This is a genomic window from Pelomonas cellulosilytica, from assembly GCF_021353265.1.
Taxonomy (GTDB): Bacteria; Pseudomonadota; Gammaproteobacteria; order Burkholderiales; family Burkholderiaceae_C; genus Pelomonas; species Pelomonas cellulosilytica.
Genome location: NZ_JAJTWU010000002.1, coordinates 367,940 through 386,772, shown reverse-complemented (window position 1 = coordinate 386,772; position 18,833 = coordinate 367,940). Strand labels below are relative to the sequence as shown.

Below are 18,833 nucleotides of genomic sequence, written 5' to 3'. Positions count from 1 at the left end.
AGGAATGGAGGGAGAGCGTCGGTCAACGCAGTGTCCGCAGCGGTCGCGCGGCCGGGAACGAAACTTTTCGCGTTAGCTCATGCAGCCGCATGCAGCCGTGGCGGCACCGGTTGCTCGTCGATCAGCGGGGCCGGCAAGGTGCGCGCCGGTGGCAGCAGTCCCAGGCGCTTCAGGTGAGTGCGCAGCACGTTGCGGGTGATGCCCAGCAGCGCCGCGGTGTGCACCTGGTTGTGGTGGCAGTGCCGGTAGGCGGCGCGGATCAACGCAGACTCGACGCGGGCATGCAGCGCCTGCGGCGCCTCGTCGAACAGCCGCTCGAAGACGCGCTCCAGCATCTCCTCGTCGCCGCCGTCCGCGTGCGCCGCCACAGGCACGGGCTGGGCGGACGACGGGCGGGCGATGGCGTGCAGCTGCAGGTCCTCGCGCGTGATGCAGGCGTCGCGGCAGATGATCAGCGCGTAGTGGATGACGTTCTCCAGCTCGCGGATGTTGCCGGGCCAGGCGTACGCCAGCAGCGCATCGCGTGCCTCGGGGCTGATGCGCACGTCGCTCAGGCCCAGGCGCCGGCTGTAGACGCCGATGAAATGCTCGGCAAGCGCGAGGATGTCGCCGGGCCGCTGGGCTAGGTTGCTGAGCTGCAGCGTCGCCACGCTCAGTCGGTAGTACAGGTCTGCACGGAAGTGGCCCGCCGCGACGGCCTGCTCCAGCCGCACGTTGGTGGCGGCCACCAGCCGCACGCGCACGTCGATGGGCTTGCGCGAGCCGATGCGCACCACCTGGCGTTCCTGCAGCACGCGCAGCAGCTTGACCTGCACGGACAGCGGCAGGTCGCCGATCTCGTCGAGGAACAGCGTGCCCTCGGCCGCGGCCTCAAACCAGCCGGCGCGGGCGCTCGTCGCGCCGGTGTAGGCGCCGGCCTCGTGCCCGAAGAGCTCCGCCTCCACGAGCTGCTCGGTGAACGCGCCGCAGTTGACAGCCAGGAAGGGACCGCGCCGGCCGCTGCAATGGTGGATGTGGCGGGCGATCAGCTCCTTGCCGGTGCCCGTCTCGCCGATGATGAGCACGGTGGCATCGCTCGCTGCCACGCGCTCCGCCTGCGCCAACAAAGCACGCGAGGCCGGGTCGTCGAACACCAGCGCCTTGGCCCGGATCGACAAGACCTGATGCTGGGAATCGGGGAAGGTGAGCAGGCGGGTCATTGCCCGGGACTCTAGGCAGCGCCGCCCGCAGCGTGAACGCCGCTTTGCGCAGATGCTTATTCGCGTGCTGCCACGCAACACGCCGGAGTGCCCGCTCCGCCGCAGGTGCTCAGCCGGTATGCGACTGCATGTCCGCCTGCGTGACGACGCTGCCCGGCGGCACGCTACGCGTGAGCCACACGTTGCCGCCGATGACCGAGCCGCGGCCCAGCGTGATGCGCCCCAGCACGGTGGCGCCGGCGTAGATGACGACCTCGTCCTCCACGACCGGGTGGCGCGGCTGGCCCTTCAGCGGATGGCCGTCGCCGTCGGTGGGGAAACTCTTGGCGCCCAGCGTGACGTTCTGGTAGATGCGCACGCACTCGCCCAGCACGGCCGTCTCGCCAATGACAACGCCGGTGCCGTGGTCGATGAAGCAGCCCGCGCCGATGGTGGCGCCGGGGTGGATGTCGATGCCGGTGTCGGCATGCGCCAGCTCGGCCACGACGCGGGCGATGAGCGGCAGGCCCAGACGGTAGAGCTCGTGGGCGAGGCGGTGGCTGATCAGCGCGCGCACGCCGGGGTAGCACAGCAGCACCTCGTCGACGCTGCGCGCGGCCGGGTCGCCCTGGTAGGCGGCCAGCACGTCGCTGTCGAGCAGCTCGCGCACGCGCGGCAGCATGTGCAGGAAGCGGCTGGCCAGCGCTTCGGCGACGCCGGGCGCGGGTTCGGCATCGCCGCGCTGACGCGCGTCGTGGCGCAGCTCGTGCGCGATCTGCTCGCGCAGCGTGACCATCGCCGCGCCGAGCGTGTGGCCGACGTAGAAATCCTCGTCCTCGGGCCTCAGTGTCGGCGGGCCCAGCCGCATGGGGAATAGCGCGCCGGACAGGCTCTGCACCATCGCGGCGAGCAGCTCGCGCGACGGCAGGTCGCGGCCGTCGCCGCCGCGGCGGTGCGTCTCGCGCCAGCGCGCGCGCACGGCGCGTAGCGCATCGACGACGTTGGGCAGTTCATCGCCCGGTGCGGGTGCGGGCGTGGGGGCAGGAGCGGGAGGCTGGGACATGGCGGCGGGTGCTTAGGGGCCAGGCGGCGCGATGACCGCAATATGCACGAGTTCGCAACTTCAGCCTGTGCACCGCTGGCGAGTGGCGATATCCGCGGCCAGCGGACCGGACTGCAGCTTCATCAGGCAGCCCACGCACAGCGCCGAAAACACCGCGCCGGCGAGCAGCGTGAAGCGGTAGTCATGCCCCGACAGGTCCAGCACCGGGCCTTGAAGGCTGCTTAGGAAGATGGCGCCGAAGACGACCATGAGGTCCTTCGTCGAGTTGAACTGGACGAAGCTGGCGCGCGGGAACAACGCCATCGGCATCGATGAGGCCGCGGTGAACCAGGCGCCCGAGATGACCACATGTGCGAAGTAGAAGACCTGGAAGCTGGCGGCGTCGTGCACGCCGGCAAAGCCGGCCGCGGCGACGACGCAGTAGGCAGCCATCAGCACCGTGGACACGCGCAGCGCGCCGAAGCGGTCGGCTAACCAGCCGATGGCAAAGGCCGAGCCGATGGAGACGGCATAGCCGGCGGCCGTCAGCGTGCCGAGCGTGGCCTTGTCCAACCCGCTGGCGTGCGCATAGTGCAGGTAGAAGGTGTTGAAGGGACTGAAGGTGACGCTGGCGAGCACAAAGGCGGCGACGGCCCAGCCGTAAGGCCGGTAGCGGAAGCAGCCCAGCACATGCTCGAAGGGCAGCCGCAGGCCGCGCGGCGCCGGCTCGAGGGGCGCCGCTGCGGGCAACGGCGATTCGCGCACCGTGAGCGCCATCGCGAGGAGGGGCAGGCAGAAGCACAGACCAACGCCGATGAGCACCTCGCGCAGGTGGTGGTCGGTCAGCGAGAAGATCCAGTGCTGGTAGGTGATGCCCGCGAGCAGCCCGACAATGCGGAACGCGGCGAAGACGCGCCCCAGCCACTGCGACGGCACGAGATCGTTGACCAGCCCGTTGAAGAGCGACAGGGCGCTGACGGCCGCGCACTCGAACGCAACCCAGCACAGGCAAAACAGCCACAGCGTGCCGTGATGCACGCCGGGCGACGCTGGACCGAGCGCGGCGTGAAGCGCGCGGGCGGCGTCCGGCGACGCGGCCAGCCCCAGCATGGCCAGACCGCCGACCGGCGCGGCCACCAGCAGGAACGGCTTGCGGCGGCCCAACCGGCTGCGGCAACGGTCGGAGTGGTAGCCGAGCAGCGGCACGAGCAGCATGCTGAAGGCCGCGGGCACGGTGGACAGCAGCAGCGAGATCGTGGTGTCGGACGCCGCGTGCCGGCGCAGCAGCTCCAGCGCGCTGGGCAGCGCCGCGCGTTCGCGCATGGACACGCCCAGGTCGCCCACCAGCAGGCACAGCAGCAGCACGCCCATGCCGGTCAGGCCGAGCGGCACGCGCCAGGAGGCGCTAGCAGCCCGCGTGTGATCCATGCTCAGCGGCGCGCTGGCGCGGGGCCGGTCGATTCGCGGACGATGAGTTCGAGCGGCAGCGCGATGCGCCGCGGTTCGACGCCGCGTCCCTCGATGAGGGCGACGAGCTCGCCTACCGCGCTGGCGCTGAGCTTGGCCAGCGGCTGGCGCAGCGTGGTCAGCGGCGGGTGGATGTGGCTGGAGGTCGCGATGTCGTCGAAGCCGATGACGGAGATGTCGGCGGGCACGCGCAGGCCGCGGCTGTGGATGGCGTCGATGGCGCCAAAGGCCATCTCGTCGTTGGCGGCAAAGATGGCGGTGGGCGGGTCGAGCAGGTCCAGCAGCTGCTGCGTCGCGGCATGGCCGCCGGTCTGCACGAAGCGGCCTGGCACGATGAGCGCCGGGTCGACGGCGATGCCGGCCGCGTTCAGCGCGTCGACATAGGCCGCCTGCCGCTCGCCGCTCTGGCCGGTGTAGGGCGAGCCGGCGATGAAGGCGATGCGCCGGTGCCCCAGCGACAGCAGATGCTCCACGGCCAGCCGCGCGCCGTTGCGGTTCTCCACGACGACGACGGGCAAGGCCATCGGCCGGGCGTCGAAGTTGACGAAGACACAGGGCAGTTGGCGGCGCTCCAGCTCGGCGAGGTAGCCGTCCTCCACGTTGGGCATGGGCAGGATGAGGCCGGCGCACAGGTTGGCGAGCATGTCGCGCGTGCCGGCGCGGTCGACGCCATCGAAGCGCTCGGCGCTGAACAGCAGGATGTCGTAGCCGCGCGCACGCGCCTCGTGGCTGATCTCCTTCGTGATCTCGTGCAGCACGAGGGACCCGAAGTTGTTGACGAAGATGCCGATGAGCCGGCTCTTCTCGCCGCGCATGCGGCGGGCCACCATGTCGGGCGCGTAGTTCAGCTTGGCGGCGGCCTCCATGATGCGGGCCCTGGCCTCTTCCGACACATAGCCCTCGCCGCGGATGGCGCGCGACGCGGTGATGGGCGCGACGCCCGCCAACTTGGCGACTTCGCTGAGCCGGCTGGGTTTGCGCATGGGTTTCGTGAGGCGGTCGGCTGGATTGTGGCAACGATACCACAATTGCCAACCAATCCGCCGCACCCGCCGGCGTCAAATAGGGTTTGTGCGGAGCCGATTGAAATGCACTTTTCCTTTCGCATCGATATGATAACGTGACCATATTCAAGGCGGCCGCGCTCTGCAAAGTGGCACCCGCCGTCCTTCAGCGCAGCCCGCGCAGCCCGACGATGACGACTCTGAAGAAGCACGTGACTTCCCTGCTGTGTGCGCTGGGGCTGGCCCTGGCGGGGTGCGCGGAAGCGCCACGCCGGCCGGAGCCCGCGCCGCAACGTGCCGATGTGCTGGCGACGATCGAGCGGGTGAACGACTACTGGCAGCGCCGCACACCGCCCGAGGAAACCGCGTTCTGGAACGTGGCCGCCTATCACACGGGCAACATCGAGGCCTATCGCGTGACGGGCTTGGAACGCTACCGCCGCTATTCCGAGGCCTGGGCCGAGCACAACCACTGGATGGGCGCGCGGTCAGCCGACAGGACCAGCTGGAAGTACGTTTACGGCGAGACCGACGACCACGTGCTGTTCGGCGACTGGCAGGTGTGCTTCCAGGTCTACGCCGACCTCTATCAACTCGACCCGGACCCGCGCAAGATCGCGCGGGCCCGCGAGGTGATGGAATATCAGATGAGCACACCCCAGAAGGATTACTGGTGGTGGGTGGACGGTTTATATATGGCAATGCCGGTCATGACCCGGCTCTACAAAATCACCGGTGACCGGCAGTATCTGGACAAGCTCCACGAGTATTTCTCTTACGCCGACGCCATCATGTACGACCCGGTGGAAAACCTCTATTACCGGGACGCCCGCTACGTCTACCCGCAGCACAAGAGCGTCAACGGCAAGAAGGATTTCTGGGCGCGCGGCGACGGCTGGGCGTTCGCCGCACTGGCCCGAGTGCTGTCCGACCTACCGCCGGACGACCCGCACCGCGGCGTCTACTTGGCCCGCTTCCAGGCCATGGCCGCGGCGCTGCTGCCGCTGCAGCAGGCCGATGGCTACTGGACGCGCAGCCTGATCGACGCCGCCCATGCGCCAGGCCCCGAGACCAGCGGCACAGCCTTCTTCACCTACGGCCTGCTGTGGGGCGTGAACCAGGGCCTGCTGCCGCGCGAGCGCTACCTGCCGGCCGCCCAGCGGGGCTGGCATTACCTGACGACCATCGCGCTGCAGCCGGACGGCAAGCTGGGCTATGTGCAACCCATCGGCGACCGGGCCATCCCCGGTCAGGTGGTGGACCAGAACTCCACATCCCATTTCGGCGTCGGCGCCTTCCTGCTGGCCGGTGCCGAAATGGCTCGCCTGCTCGACAAGTAACCGCGAGGCATCTATGGAACGCCGCCATTTCATGAGCGCCGCCGCGCTCGCGCCCACGCTGTCCACGCTGGCGGGGAGTACCGCCGCAGCCACGGCCGCGCCGGGCCGGCCCGGCCAGGAGCGCGCCCACCAGCTGAGGCTGCTGAAGCAAATGGCCGAGCCGGTGCTCGGGCTGATGTCGCGCGGCGAGCTGAAGCAGAAGTTCGCACTGGAGCTGAGTCCGACCTGGGACGGCCGCGATAGGGGCGTGGCCTACCTGGAGTGCTTCGGCCGGCTGATCTCGGGCATCGCCCCGTGGCTTGCGTTGCCGGACGATGACACGAACGAAGGCCGGCTGCGGCAGCGGCTGCGGCAGGAGGCGCTGCAGAGCTATGTCCACGCGGTGGACCCTCGCAGCCCCGACTACCTGACCTGGAAGGGCCACGGCCAGGCGCTGGTGGACTCGGCCTACTTCACGAACGCGCTGATGCGCGCACCCGCCGCGCTGTGGGAGCCACTGGACGCGACGACGAAGGCGCGCATCGTGGCCGAGATCAAGGGGCTGCGGCGCATCGAGGTGCCTTACATCAACTGGCTGCTGTTCGCCGCGATGAACGAGGCCTGGCTGCTGTCCATCGGCGAGGAGCACGACCCGATGCGCATGAATGGCGCCATCCGCAAGATCAACGAGTGGTACGTCGGTGACGGCTGGATCAGGGACGGGCAGGACTTCCACTTCGACTACTACGGCTCCTACGTCATGCACCCGATGCTGCTGGAGATCCTGGAGGTGCTGGCCGCGCGCAAGGCGCCTTTCTGGAACGCCAAGCCGGAGGAACTGCTCGCCCAGGCCCGCAGGCGCGCGCAGCGCTACGCCGAGCACCTGGAGCGCCTGATCGGCCCCGAGGGCAGCTACCCGCCCGTGGGCCGCTCGCTGACCTACCGCACGGCCGTCTTCCAGCCGTTGGCGCTGCTGGCCTGGCGCAAGCAGCTGCCGGCCTCGCTGCCTGAGGGCCAGGTGCGTGCCGCGCTGCACGCGGTGCACACCGCCATCTGGGACGGCCCGAGCAACTTCACGAAGGGCGGCTTCCTGACCATCGGCTTCCGCGGGCCTCAGCCCGCGCTGGGCGACTGGTACTCCAACAACGGCAGCATGTACATCGCCGCCGCCGGGCTGCTGGCGCTGGGCCTGCCCGCCAGCGACAGCTACTGGACCGCGCCGGCGCAGGACTGGACGCAGAAGAAAGCCTTCGGCGGCGCACCCTTCCCGAAGGACTACCCGGTGGCGTACTGATGAAGCACATCCTTTCTGCCCTGGTCCTGGCGCTGGCGGCGTTGCAGGCCGGCGCCGCCGAGCGCCTGGTCGTCACCGTCACGCACGAGCTGGACGCGGCGCGGCCAGCCGAAACCATCACCGTGCCCTGGGCCGAGGTGAACCGGGTGTTGCCCGGCGCGTTGCTGCAGAAGATCGCCGTGCGCGACGCGGCCGGCCACCTGCTGCCCTACCAGGTCACCAACGTCGCACCGCAAGCGAAGGACCCGAAGGGCGAAGGCATCGCCTACGGCGAGCTGATCTTCCAGCACGACTTCGCCGCCGGCGAGCGGCAGGCGCGCTTCACTGTGGAGAAGACGACCTCGGTCTCGCCGCCTTTCCCTACGCAGGCCTTCGCGCGCTATGTGCCCGAGCGGCTGGACGACTTCGCATGGGAGAACGACCGGATCGCCCACCGCACCTACGGCGCCGCGCTCGCCGCGCCGGCGCCGCCCGGCAGCGGCAAGGAAGTGCTGGAGACCAGCGGCATGGACATCTGGTTCAAGCGCCCGTCCTACCTCGTCGTGGACCGTTGGTACAACAAGGGGCACGACCACTATCACAAGGACGAAGGGGAAGGCCTGGACATGTACGCCGTGGGCCGCACGCGTGGCGCAGGCGGCACGGGAATCTGGACCGGCAACCGCCTGGCCGTCAGCCGCAACTACGAGAGCTGGCGCGTCATCACGAACGGCCCGATCCGCGCAGTGTTCGAGCTGACCTACGCGCCATGGGACGCCGATGGCGTGCAGGTTAGCGAGGTCAAGCGCTTCACCGTTGACGCGGGGCACTGGTTCGACCGCGTGGAGAGCACCTTCACGACCGCCACGCCGCAGACGCTGACCGTGGCGCTGGGCCTCAACAAGAAGCCGGCCTACCCGGCGCAGGACCCGACAGTCACACCCTACCGCGCGCCAGACACGTTGATGCAGTGGGTGCATCAGCGCAGCGCGGGCGACTTCGGCACCGCCATCATCCTGCCGGGCGCCGACGGCTACGCCGAGGATGTGGACAACGAACTGATCCTGGCGAAGGCGCGCAGCGGCCAACCGTTGCGCTACTACCTCGGGGCGGGCGTCAGCTGGTTCGCCGAGTTCCCGGACGCGAAGGCCTGGCAGGCCCACGTGGCCGCCTACCGGCAGCGGCTGGCCTCACCCGTCAGCATCCGGGTGGGCGCGGAATAGCAATGGCGCAGTTTTCGCAGCGTGGATAAATGCGCGAGTTGAATCACGAAATTTCATATCTCGCCGCTTTTTATGGATACCCACTCCACAACGGCCAGCGTTAGCCTGCAGGGCGCTGCACATACCGACCCTTGAGCCTAGGGGACGACTGTTGCGCCATCTGGGTAAACCCGCAATCCAGCCCATTAGGACAACGTTACCATGAGCCGTCAGCATCACCGCCGTGACCGCGCTCCACCGAACCGATGGGCCGACGTGGCGGTCGCGATACGCCAATAGAGCATCGCGCTTTCCAGTGAAGCGTCGGTCGGCTTGCGCCACCGGCCAGAACCTATCCCGCACGGCCTCTTCTGTCGCCGTATGGTCACGTTAACATAATCAGAAACGTTTCCCTGGATATTGTTTGCCTCGCACGGGGCATGCATCCGGAAGAAATGATGACAACTACATGCCGGCGCGCACGTCGACGCTCGGCAATCGGCCCACCAGGCCACTGGAGTAGAGACAATGAAACAGCAACTGATCCTCTCGGCACTGTCTGTCGCACTGGCTGCCGCCTATGGTCAGGCGGCAGCGCAGGCCGCCCAGGCGCCAGAAGATGCCGCCAAGCCCGGCAGCGAGAAGCTCGAATCGGTGATCGTCACCGGCTTCCGCGCCAGCCTGGAGAAATCCATGGTGCTGAAGCAGCAGGCCATCGGCGTGCGCGACTCCATCGTGGCCGAGGACATCGGCAAGTTCCCCGAGTCCAACGTGGCCGAGTCGCTGCAGCGCGTGCCCGGCGTCATCCTGAACCGCGACGAAAGCTCCGGTGAAGGCCAGCGCATCTCCATCCGCGGCCTGCCGCCCGAATACACCGTCACCACGCTGAACGGGGCGCTCGTCAACGCCACGTCCACCGGCAACATCGGCTCCGCAGCGCGCGGCTTCAATTACGACGTCTTCGCGTCCGAACTCTTCGGTCGCGTGGACTTCTACAAGTCGCCGCTGGCCGAACTGAACGAAGGCGGCATGGGCGGCGTGGTGGACTTGCTGACGCCGCGCCCCTTCGACAACCCCAAGCGCACGGTGCGCTACGGCGTCACCGCGTCGTACAACACGACGTCCCGCAAGACCGACCCGACGGGCTTCGTCATGGCGTCCAACACCTGGGGCGACTGGGGTGCGTTGCTGGGCCTGTCGCACGCGGAAAGCGTCAACAACCGGTCCGGCTTCGAGGCCACCGGCGGCTACAACAGTTCCGCGCGCGCCAGCCAGAGCCCCGTGAAGGGCAACTTCGCCTTCGCGCTCGACTACGACAGCCCGCGCGCCAACCTCGGCAGCTACACCCGCGATCAGGTGGACAACGCGCTGCTGCCGCGCATCTACCGCTTCTACGGGTCGGCCAACGACCGCACGCGCGACGGCCTTGTCGGCTCGATCCAATACAAGACGCCGACGCTGAACTTCAGCCTCGACACGTTGTACTCGCGGCTGAAGAACTCGCGCGACGAGATCTATTTCGGCCTGCTGATTCGAAACAGCCGCACGACCGACCGCACCAAGCCCGCCGGGCAGAGCGGCAATAACGGCTTCATCCCGCTGGACGTCAAGATCGACCCGGCGTCCAACCTGCTGACCGGCACCTTCGGCAACACGTCCTACAGCAGCGGCGTGACGTACAGCGACGACGAGACGAAGTTCGGCTACGTCGCCGCCAACGGACGCTGGTCGGTCAGCGACAAGCTCGTACTCAGCGGCCAGCTGAGTACCAACAACAGCAAGGCGCTGAGCTACCAGGACACGCTGTCGGGCCAGATCTTCGGTGTCGACTCCACCATCGACTACGGCGGCGACCACGTCTACCCATCGTTGTCGTCGCCGGTCAGCTACACCGACCCGAACAACTTCCAGGGCTTCGGCATCGGCACCGGCTGGACGCGCGAGACCGACAAGAGCAACCAGGGCCGCGTCGTGGCCGACTGGGACTACGCGCTCGGTGGCGACTGGACCGGCCACCTGAAGGCGGGCCTCGCCTACGCCGAGACGTCCAAGGAGATCAACAAGCGCAACGGCACGTCTGCCGCCACCGCCAGGCTCAACACGCTCGGCACCGCGGGACTGCGTTCCGGCATGGCGACGACGCTACCGATCGGCAACCTCGACATGGGCGCCGGCTGGCCCCACGCGTGGGGCACGTTCACACGCGACTACACCTATTCGACCTTCGACCCGCTGACCTTCAACTCGGCGTCGACGTTCACACCAGCGCAGAGCTTCAAGGCACAGGAGAACGTATCGACGGCTTTCGTGCAGTCCGACTTCCGCGGCGAGGTGCTGGGCCGGGAGCTGCGCCTGAACGCCGGCCTGCGCTTTGCGCGTACCGAGACCCGCATCGACAACTACAAGCAGCAGGGCACCACGCTGACCTACGCGCCCAACCAGGAGAAGGGTTCGTACAGCAACGTGCTGCCCGCGCTCAGCTCGGCGCTGGACCTGACCGACACGCTGACCTGGCGCGCCTCATGGGGCAAGACGCTGAGCCGGCAGTCGCTGTCCATCATCGCAGCGCAGACGGTCATCCCGAACCCATTCGACAACACCGCCACCGCCGGCAATCCGGGCCTGCGTCCGCAGAAGTCCAAGAACCTCGACACCAGCCTGGAGTGGTACTTCGCCAAGGGCAGCATGCTGTCGGCCGCGTTGTTCAGGAAGGAACTTACCGACGCGACGACCAGCAACAGCGTGCAGACCACCTTCGGCGCGCTGGGCCTGCCCGACACAGCCCTCGGCGCGATCTTCCAGGACGCCAACGGCAAGGTGGACCCCAACCTGCCGATGACGCTGAAGACCTACACGAACGCCGGCAAGCAGACGCTGAAGGGCTTCGAGCTGGCCTACCAACAGGCTTTCACCTTCCTGCCGGACCCGTTCAAGGGCCTGGGCGCTCTGGCCAGCTACACGCATATCAACCCGTTCAACAGCCAGGTGTGGACGACCAACGCCGGCCAGGTCATCGACGTGAACTCGGTGCCCAAGTACGCCTACAGTGCGACGCTCTACTACGAGAACGGCCCGTTCGCATTCCGCACCTCGTACAACTACAAAGGCCGCTCGCTGCACGGCGACAACCCGAAGAACAATGGCGACGACCTGATCCGCTGGCGCGCCGGCCGCGGCTACCTGGACGCCAACGTCAGCTACAAGATCAACGACGCGCTGGAAGTGCGCCTCGAAGCCTTGAACCTGTCCAACACGCTGGCCTACGACTACTTCGAGGACGCCACCGGCAAGTACGGCCTCGGCGACAAGACGCGCATGGACTACGCGAAGTACGACGGCCGCACCTTCAAGATCGGCCTGCGCGGCAAGTTCTGATGCCGCAATGCCCGGCCCTTTCCCTCGGGGGCTACGCATCATGAGGACAGCGCTCGCCCTGCTCCTCGCGGCACTGGCCACCGGTTGCGCCGTCGCACCGCCGGGCGACGGCGTGCGCATCGTCGACGTGGGCGAGGGCTGGGCGCGCAACTCGGTCAATGCTGTCGTGTTCCGCAAGAACGCGCTGGCCACGCACGGCAACCAGCAGTACATCGCCTACTACGACGCGCAGGCGCGCGTCGTGCTGGGCCGCCGCGCACTGGGCTCGGACAGCTGGACGCTGCAGACCACGCCCTACCGCGGCAACGCGCTGGACGCCCACAACAGCATCAGCCTGATGGTCGATGGCGCGGGCTATCTGCACCTGGCCTGGGACCATCACAACAGCGCGCTGCGCTATGCGCGCAGCCGGCAGCCCGGCTCGCTCGACCTGACGTCCGAGCTGCCGATGACCGGCCGCGACGAGGCTTCCGTCTCCTACCCCGAGTTCCACCGCCAGCCCGACGGCGGCCTGCTGTTCTTGTACCGGGATGGCGGCTCCGGCCGCGGCAACCTCGTCATCAACCGCTACGACACCGCCGCGCAGGCCTGGACGCGACTGCACGACAACCTCGTCAGCGGCGAGGGCCGCCGCAATGCCTACTGGCAGGCCGTGCTGGACCCCCGCGGCACGCTGCACCTGTCCTGGGTGTGGCGCGAATCTCCCGATGTCGCCAGCAACCACGACTTGGCCTATGCCCGCTCGCGCGACGGCGGCATGACGTGGGAGACCTCGGACGGCCGGCCGTACGCGCTGCCCATTACCGCCGGCAGCGCGGAATACGCCGCCCGCATCCCGCAGGGCAGCGAGCTGATCAACCAGACCTCGATGGCCGCCGACCGCGACGGGCAGCCCTACATCGCCAGCTACTGGCGGCGTGCGGGCGACACGGTGCCGCAGTACCGGGTGGTCTACCGCGGCGGCGGGGCCTGGCGCACGCTGTCGCTGGACTTCCGCCGCACACCGTTCTCGCTGAGCGGCATGGGCACCAAGGCCATCCCGATCTCACGCCCGCAGCTCATGGTCGGCCTGAAAGGCGACAACCCCGGCGCCTTGCTGGTGTTCCGCGACGCGGAGCGCGGCAGCAAGGTGTCCGTCGCGCACATCACCGACTTCGACGCCGGGCGATGGACCGTCAGCGACCTGACGACCGACGCCGTCGGCGCATGGGAACCCAGCTTCGACACGGAGCTGTGGCGTCGGCAAGGGGTGCTGAACCTGTTCCTCCAGGCCGTCCAGCAAGTGGATGGCGAAGGTGCCTCCGCGGCGCCCCCCAGCCGCGTGCGCGTCCTGCAGTGGAGCCCATCGCCCGGCTGAATGTTTCATGCCCCAAGAAAACCCGAGGGTTTGCGCCCCCGGTGGATCAATTCGCCGCGCCGTTTTGCAGCTATATGAAATTGGAATGCAGCAACGGTCAAACAGCATAAGACCGTGAATACGGCGCCTGCTAGCCTTTCAATCGTTACCAGTGCGGTCCGCCGAATCCTCCGGCAGCGCCACGTAACCCAACGGCAGCAATAAGCTCGCGCGGCGGTCGCGCCCGCGCACGGCATAAACATAATCATCCTCCAAGGAGACAAAATGCGGTCTGCACATTTCTCGAAAACCATTGTGGCGGGTTTGATCAGCCAGTTATGGCTGGCGGCTCCAACCCTGGCACAGGACGCCGCCGCCCCCAAGCAGGATCTGGAGCGCGTCGTCGTCACCGGCATCCGCGCCTCTCTGGAATCGTCGGTCGCGACGAAGCGGCTGCAGGAGGGCGTCGTGGATGCCGTGTCGGCCGAGGATGCCGGCAAATTCCCCGACACGAATATCGCCGAATCCCTGCAGCGCGTCACCGGTGTACAGATCCAGCGCAATAACGGCGAGGGCCGGTATATCTCGGTCCGCGGCCTGGGGCCGGAATTCAACAACGTTCTGGTAAATGGACGGACGATGACCAGCGATACCGGTGGACGTGAATTCTCGTTCGACCTGCTGTCGCCCGATCTCATTTCCAAGGCACTGGTGTACAAAACCGCGCAGGCCTACCTGCCAGAAGGGGGTATCGGCTCGACAGTGGATATCCAGACGGCGCGCCCGCTGTCCGGCCCCAAGGGCCATACCGCCGTCGTGAATCTGTCCGGCTCCTACGATTCCAATTCCAAGAAGAAGACGCCCAACGCCAGCGCGATGTATTCGTTCGCCAACGATGACCGCAGCTTCGGCGTCAGCGGCTCGCTGTCGTACACCGACCGCGCGTCCAAGCAGACCAAGGCGGTCAACGACGCCTGGAACTACCGCGACGTGTCGATCATCAACGGCGACCTGAACTCCAAGAACCTGACGATGGCCGACGTGACGGTCAAGAAGCTCTACATCCCGCAGAGCTTCGGCTTCCAGGAGGAGAACGAGCGCCGCAAACGCCTGGTGGCCGCCGGGGCGGTGCAGTTCAACCCGACCGCCACGCTGAAGCTGTCGGCCGATGCGCTGTACTCGCGGCTGGACCAGAAGAACGATGTCATCGCAGTCAGCGACTGGAACAACCCGACGCAGCTCGGCGTGAAGTACAACGCCGATGGTCAGATCACGAGCTTCCTGCGGCCGGGCTCCACCTTCTTTGCCAACAACCCCGAGATCGCCGGCCCCGGCAAGCTGCTGGGCGAGGCGAACTCCAACGACATGATCGTCAAGGCCGGCGACCGGCTGTCGACGACCAAGGCGTTCGGCACCAACGCGAAGTGGGCCGTCGCGCCGGAATGGACGCTGGAGGGCGACCTGTCCACGTCGCGCACGACGTCAGGCACGCCCGACATGTGGATCGTCGCCGGCATGGTGCCCAAGAATGGCGACGCGCTGACCTTCGACGGCACGCCCACCATCCACTTCGGCGACAGCCTGTCCGACCCCACGGCCGTGCGCGCCCACGCCGTGTCCTATGGCCGCATCGAGAACGGCGACGACATCAAGGAAGCACGTGCGAGCGCGAACTGGGAGCACGAGATCGGCGCGTTCAAGGGCCTGCAGTTCGGCGCAGCCGCGTCGCGCCGCAAGGTCGACCGCACGCAGTGGAACAGCGACTCCTGGAACGCGTTCAGCGGCTATCACGTGTCGCTGCCGTCGTCGCTGTTCACGGTCAGCAAGCTGGACAATATCCTGGGCACCGAAGGCGCGATGCCGTCGACGTTCCTGCGCTTCGACCCGTATGCCTACATGGCCTACTTGAACCAGCCGTCGCTGATCGCCCAGTCCAACGACCCGGCGCTGTACGGCGACAAGACGAAGTACCCCAACGGCCCGATGGCTATCGACTACACGAAGCCTTCGATGTGGGCCGTCAAGGAGAAGGTGACGAGCCTGTTCGTCGACAGCAAATGGGAGGGCGACGGCTGGTCCGGCAACGCCGGCCTGCGCTATGTGCACGTGAACTCCACGTCGATCGGCATCAGCCGCGTGCTGTTGTCCGCGGTCAAGAGCCCCAACGACACGACCTACATCCTGAACTACGGCCCCGAGAGCGTGCTGTCGGTGGACAACAGCTACAACAACCTGCTGCCGTCCGCCAACCTCAAGCTTGATCTGACCCGCGAGCTCGTACTGCGGCTGGCGGCCTCCAAGACGCTGACGCGCCCGACGCTGAACCAGATGGGCGTCAGCAACTGGTACGGCGGCCGCTACGGCGACGTGCAGACCGGCGGCGGCAACCCCTACCTGAAGCCGATGCGCTCGACCAACCTGGACGTGTCGCTGGAGTGGTACCTGTCCAAGACCAACTACGTCAGCGCCGCGGTCTTCCACAAGAAGGTGACCGACTTCCTGGAAAGCCGGCTCGTCGACGTGCAGCTGCAGCAGTACACCGAGATCGCGCACGACACGCGCATCCGCAATGGCCAGAGCGGCAAGATCAAGGGTCTGGAGCTGGCCGGGCAATACGCCTTCGACTCGGTCAGCAGCCTGCTGCAGGGCTTCGGCGTGGCGGCCAACTTCACCTACGTGGACGCCAACGCCACGCGGGAAGGCGGCGCGCCGAGCTGCGGCTACCCGGGCCTGTCCAAGCAGTCCTACAACGGCTCGGTGTTCTACGAGAACAGCCGCTTCCAGGCCCGCCTGAGCTACAACTGGCGCAACCACTTCTCGGTGGATTGCGGCGGTGGCAGCACGCTGCCGCGCACGCGGGCCGCCTACGGCCAGGCCGACGCCAGCGTCCGCTACAACGTCACGCCGACGGTGTCCCTGTATGCCGACGCGATCAACCTGAACAACGAGCGCATGCACGAGTACGCCAACAACGAGTCGCAGTTCCTGACGCTGGAAGACGTCGGCCGCCGCTTCAACGTGGGCGTGCGCGTGGCGTTCTGACAGTTCCTTTCCTGCATCTCCGGGCCGCGTCCGTCGCGCCCCTTTCGCCCTGCCTCCACGAGGCGGGGTCTTTTTCTTTCAAGGCCAGCTGAGGATCTCACATGACCGCGCTCCTTCCTCGTCGCCGCCTTCTCGGGGCGGCCGCCTCCAGCGCCGCCCTCGCGCTGAACGCGCCCGCGGCCAGCGCCGCCGGCACGGCGACACCGCGCTTCGCCATCGGCGAGCGCGACTTCCTGCTCGACGGCCAGCCGCTGCAGATCCGCTGCGGCGAGATGCATTTCGCCCGCGTGCCGCGCGAGTACTGGCGACACCGCCTGCAAGCCGTCAAGGCGATGGGCATGAACACCGTCTGCGCCTACCTGTTCTGGAATTTCCATGAATGGCGCGAGGGCCAGTACCACTGGGACGGCCAGCGCGACGCGGCGGAGTTCTGCCGGCTGGCCCAGGCAGAGGGGTTGTGGGTCATCCTGCGGCCCGGCCCTTACGCCTGCGCCGAATGGGAGATGGGCGGCCTGCCGTGGTGGCTGCTGAAGCACCCGGGCGACACCTTTCTGCGCAGCCGCGACGACGCCTTCGTGCAGCCCGCGCGGCGCTGGATGAAGGAAGTGGGCCGCGTGCTGGCGCCGCTGCAGGTCAGCCAGGGCGGGCCCATCCTGATGGTGCAGGTGGAGAACGAGTACGGCTTCCTCAGCGACGACCGCGAGTACATGCGCGTCATGCGTCAGGCCGTGCTGGACGGCGGCTTCGACGTGCCGCTGTTCCAGTGCAACCCGACGCAGGCAGTCGGCAAGACACACATCCCCGAGCTGTTCACCGTCGCGAACTTCGGCAGCGACCCGGCCGGCGGCTTCAAGGCGCTGGCCGCGCTGCAGCAGGGGCCGCGCATGTGCGGCGAGTACTACTCAGGCTGGTTCGACACCTGGGGCGCGCCGCACCGCCGCGGCGACAACGCCCGCGCCATCCAGGACATCGATGCGATGCTGGATGCGAACGGCTCCTTCAGCCTCTACATGGCCCACGGTGGCACCACCTTCGGCCTGTGGGGCGGCTGCGACCGCCCCTTCCGCCCAGACACGACCAGCTACGACTACGACGCCCCTATCGGCGAGGCCGGCTGGCTGGGCGACAAGTTCCGCACCTACCGCGAATGTCTGGCCCGGCACCTGAAGTCCGGCGAGGTGCTGCCCGAGCCGCCGGCCCGTCTGCCAGTAATGACGGTCCCGGCCTTCACGCTGGCCGAGACGGCGCCGGTGCTGGCCAACCTGCCCGGGCCGGGCCTCACGGCCGAGTCGCCGCGACCCATCGAGCAGTACGACATCAGCCGCGGCCTGGTGGCCTACCGCACGACGCTGCCCGCCGGCCCCGCGGCACGGCTGGAGGCTGCCAACGCGCGCGACCTGGCCTGGGTGTTCGTCGATGGCCGGCTGGTGGGCACGATGGACACGCGGCACCGCCGCTTCGCGGTCGACCTGCCGGCGCGCCGTCGCGAGGCGACGGTCGAGATCCTGCTCTACACGATCGCCCGCGTGAACTTCGGCATGGAGGTGCACGACCGCAAGGGTCTGCAAGGCCCGGTGCTGCTGCGCACGCGCCAAGGCGCGACACGCGAGCTCACCGGCTGGACGCTGCGCGCAATCGACTTCGGCGCCGACGGCGAGCTGCCGCCGCTGAACTGGCGGCCCGGCAAGGCGACAGGCCCGGCGTTCTGGCGCGGTGGCTTCGACGTGACGACGCCGGCCGACACCTTCCTGGACATGTCCACCTGGGGCCAGGGCATAGTCTGGATCAACGGCCGCTGCCTGGGCCGCTACTGGAGCATCGGCCCCACGCAGACCATGTATCTGCCGGGCCCGTGGTTGCGCGCCGGACGCAACGAGGTCGTCGTGCTGGACCTGACCGGCCCGCGCACGCCGCGGCTGCAAGGCCTGGCGACGCCGGTGCTGGACGAACTGCACCCCGAGCGCGACCTGCCGCGCCCGCCCAGCCGCACCCGGCCGCGGCTGACGGGCCTGACGCCGGTGCACGCCGGCCGGTTCGCCGCCGGCCCGGCCACGCAGGACGTGCGCTTCGAGACCGTGGCCCACGGCCGCCAGCTGTGCATCGAGGTCGTCGACACCTTTGACGGCCAGCCCCATGCCGCCATCGCCGAGCTGGCGCTGCTGGACCAGCAGGGCCAGCCAATGAACCAGAGCGCCTGGACCATCGCCTACGCCAGCAGCGAGGAAGCCCGCAAGGAAGACGGCGGCGCCCTCAACGCGATCAACGGCCAGGCGACCGACTACTGGCACACCGCCTACAGCGGCCCCACGCGACCGGCCGGCCCGCCGCGGCTCATCATCGACCTCGGCGCCGCGGTCGACATCGCCGGCCTGCGCTACACGCCACGCCCCGGCCCGGACGGCGTGACCGGCCGCATCCGCAGCTACCGCATCTACGTGGGCGACACGCTCGTGACGACGCAACCTTAACCGGGGCTTCCGGCGACACAGGCTCACCCGTCGGAGGTGTTTACTAAAGTTGAGTAAAGAACGCCCGTAAACGCGCCGCCAGCCTTGACCCTGCTGGCGGCGCCCCCTATAAACCGCCCGGCTGAAA

11 protein-coding genes are annotated in these 18,833 nt (G+C 68.0%); 7 read left to right on the top strand and 4 right to left on the bottom strand.

What is annotated here, in order from left to right:
* Positions 1–77 precede the first annotated feature (77 nt).
* The 4 genes from LXT13_RS05670 to LXT13_RS05655 all read right to left on the bottom strand — a co-directional run bounded on the left by LXT13_RS05670 (position 78) and on the right by LXT13_RS05655 (position 4,670).
* On the bottom strand, positions 78–1,199 hold the full coding sequence (locus LXT13_RS05670) for a sigma-54 interaction domain-containing protein (RefSeq protein WP_233370688.1): 1,122 nt from the start codon (positions 1,197–1,199) through the stop codon (positions 78–80).
* A gap of 109 nt (positions 1,200–1,308) precedes the next feature.
* Positions 1,309–2,241 (bottom strand): serine O-acetyltransferase EpsC, encoded by a 933-nt coding sequence (epsC, locus tag LXT13_RS05665; protein ID WP_233370686.1) that lies wholly within the window; start codon positions 2,239–2,241, stop codon positions 1,309–1,311.
* Between the two features lie 60 nt (positions 2,242–2,301).
* Complete coding sequence (locus LXT13_RS05660; protein WP_233370685.1) at positions 2,302–3,648, bottom strand: MFS transporter; 1,347 nt, start codon at positions 3,646–3,648, stop codon at positions 2,302–2,304.
* Between the two features lie 2 nt (positions 3,649–3,650).
* Positions 3,651–4,670, bottom strand: coding sequence for a LacI family DNA-binding transcriptional regulator (locus tag LXT13_RS05655; protein ID WP_233370684.1), 1,020 nt, complete (start codon positions 4,668–4,670; stop codon positions 3,651–3,653).
* A gap of 212 nt (positions 4,671–4,882) precedes the next feature.
* Between LXT13_RS05655 and LXT13_RS05650 the strand changes: the two genes are divergently transcribed.
* From LXT13_RS05650 to LXT13_RS05620, 7 genes are all read left to right on the top strand, one after another.
* Positions 4,883–6,031, top strand: coding sequence for a glycoside hydrolase family 88/105 protein (locus tag LXT13_RS05650; protein WP_233370682.1), 1,149 nt, complete (start codon positions 4,883–4,885; stop codon positions 6,029–6,031).
* A 13-nt stretch (positions 6,032–6,044) separates the two neighbouring features.
* The gene (locus tag LXT13_RS05645; RefSeq protein ID WP_233370681.1) at positions 6,045–7,304 is read left to right on the top strand and encodes a DUF2264 domain-containing protein; all 1,260 of its coding nucleotides are present in this window, start codon (positions 6,045–6,047) and stop codon (positions 7,302–7,304) included.
* Positions 7,304–8,506, top strand: coding sequence for a DUF4861 family protein (locus LXT13_RS05640; protein ID WP_233370679.1), 1,203 nt, complete (start codon positions 7,304–7,306; stop codon positions 8,504–8,506). Before LXT13_RS05645 ends, LXT13_RS05640 begins: the two co-directional genes overlap by 1 nt.
* A gap of 507 nt (positions 8,507–9,013) precedes the next feature.
* Entirely contained in the window at positions 9,014–11,860 is a 2,847-nt protein-coding gene (locus LXT13_RS05635; protein WP_233370677.1) for a TonB-dependent receptor, read from the top strand.
* Between the two features lie 40 nt (positions 11,861–11,900).
* Positions 11,901–13,217: a BNR repeat-containing protein gene (locus LXT13_RS05630; protein ID WP_233370675.1), complete on the top strand. Its 1,317-nt coding sequence runs from the start codon at positions 11,901–11,903 to the stop codon at positions 13,215–13,217.
* Positions 13,218–13,481: 264 nt separating this feature from the next.
* Positions 13,482–16,238, top strand: coding sequence for a TonB-dependent receptor (locus LXT13_RS05625; protein WP_233370674.1), 2,757 nt, complete (start codon positions 13,482–13,484; stop codon positions 16,236–16,238).
* A gap of 101 nt (positions 16,239–16,339) precedes the next feature.
* Complete coding sequence (locus LXT13_RS05620; protein WP_233370672.1) at positions 16,340–18,706, top strand: beta-galactosidase; 2,367 nt, start codon at positions 16,340–16,342, stop codon at positions 18,704–18,706.
* Positions 18,707–18,833 lie beyond the last annotated feature (127 nt).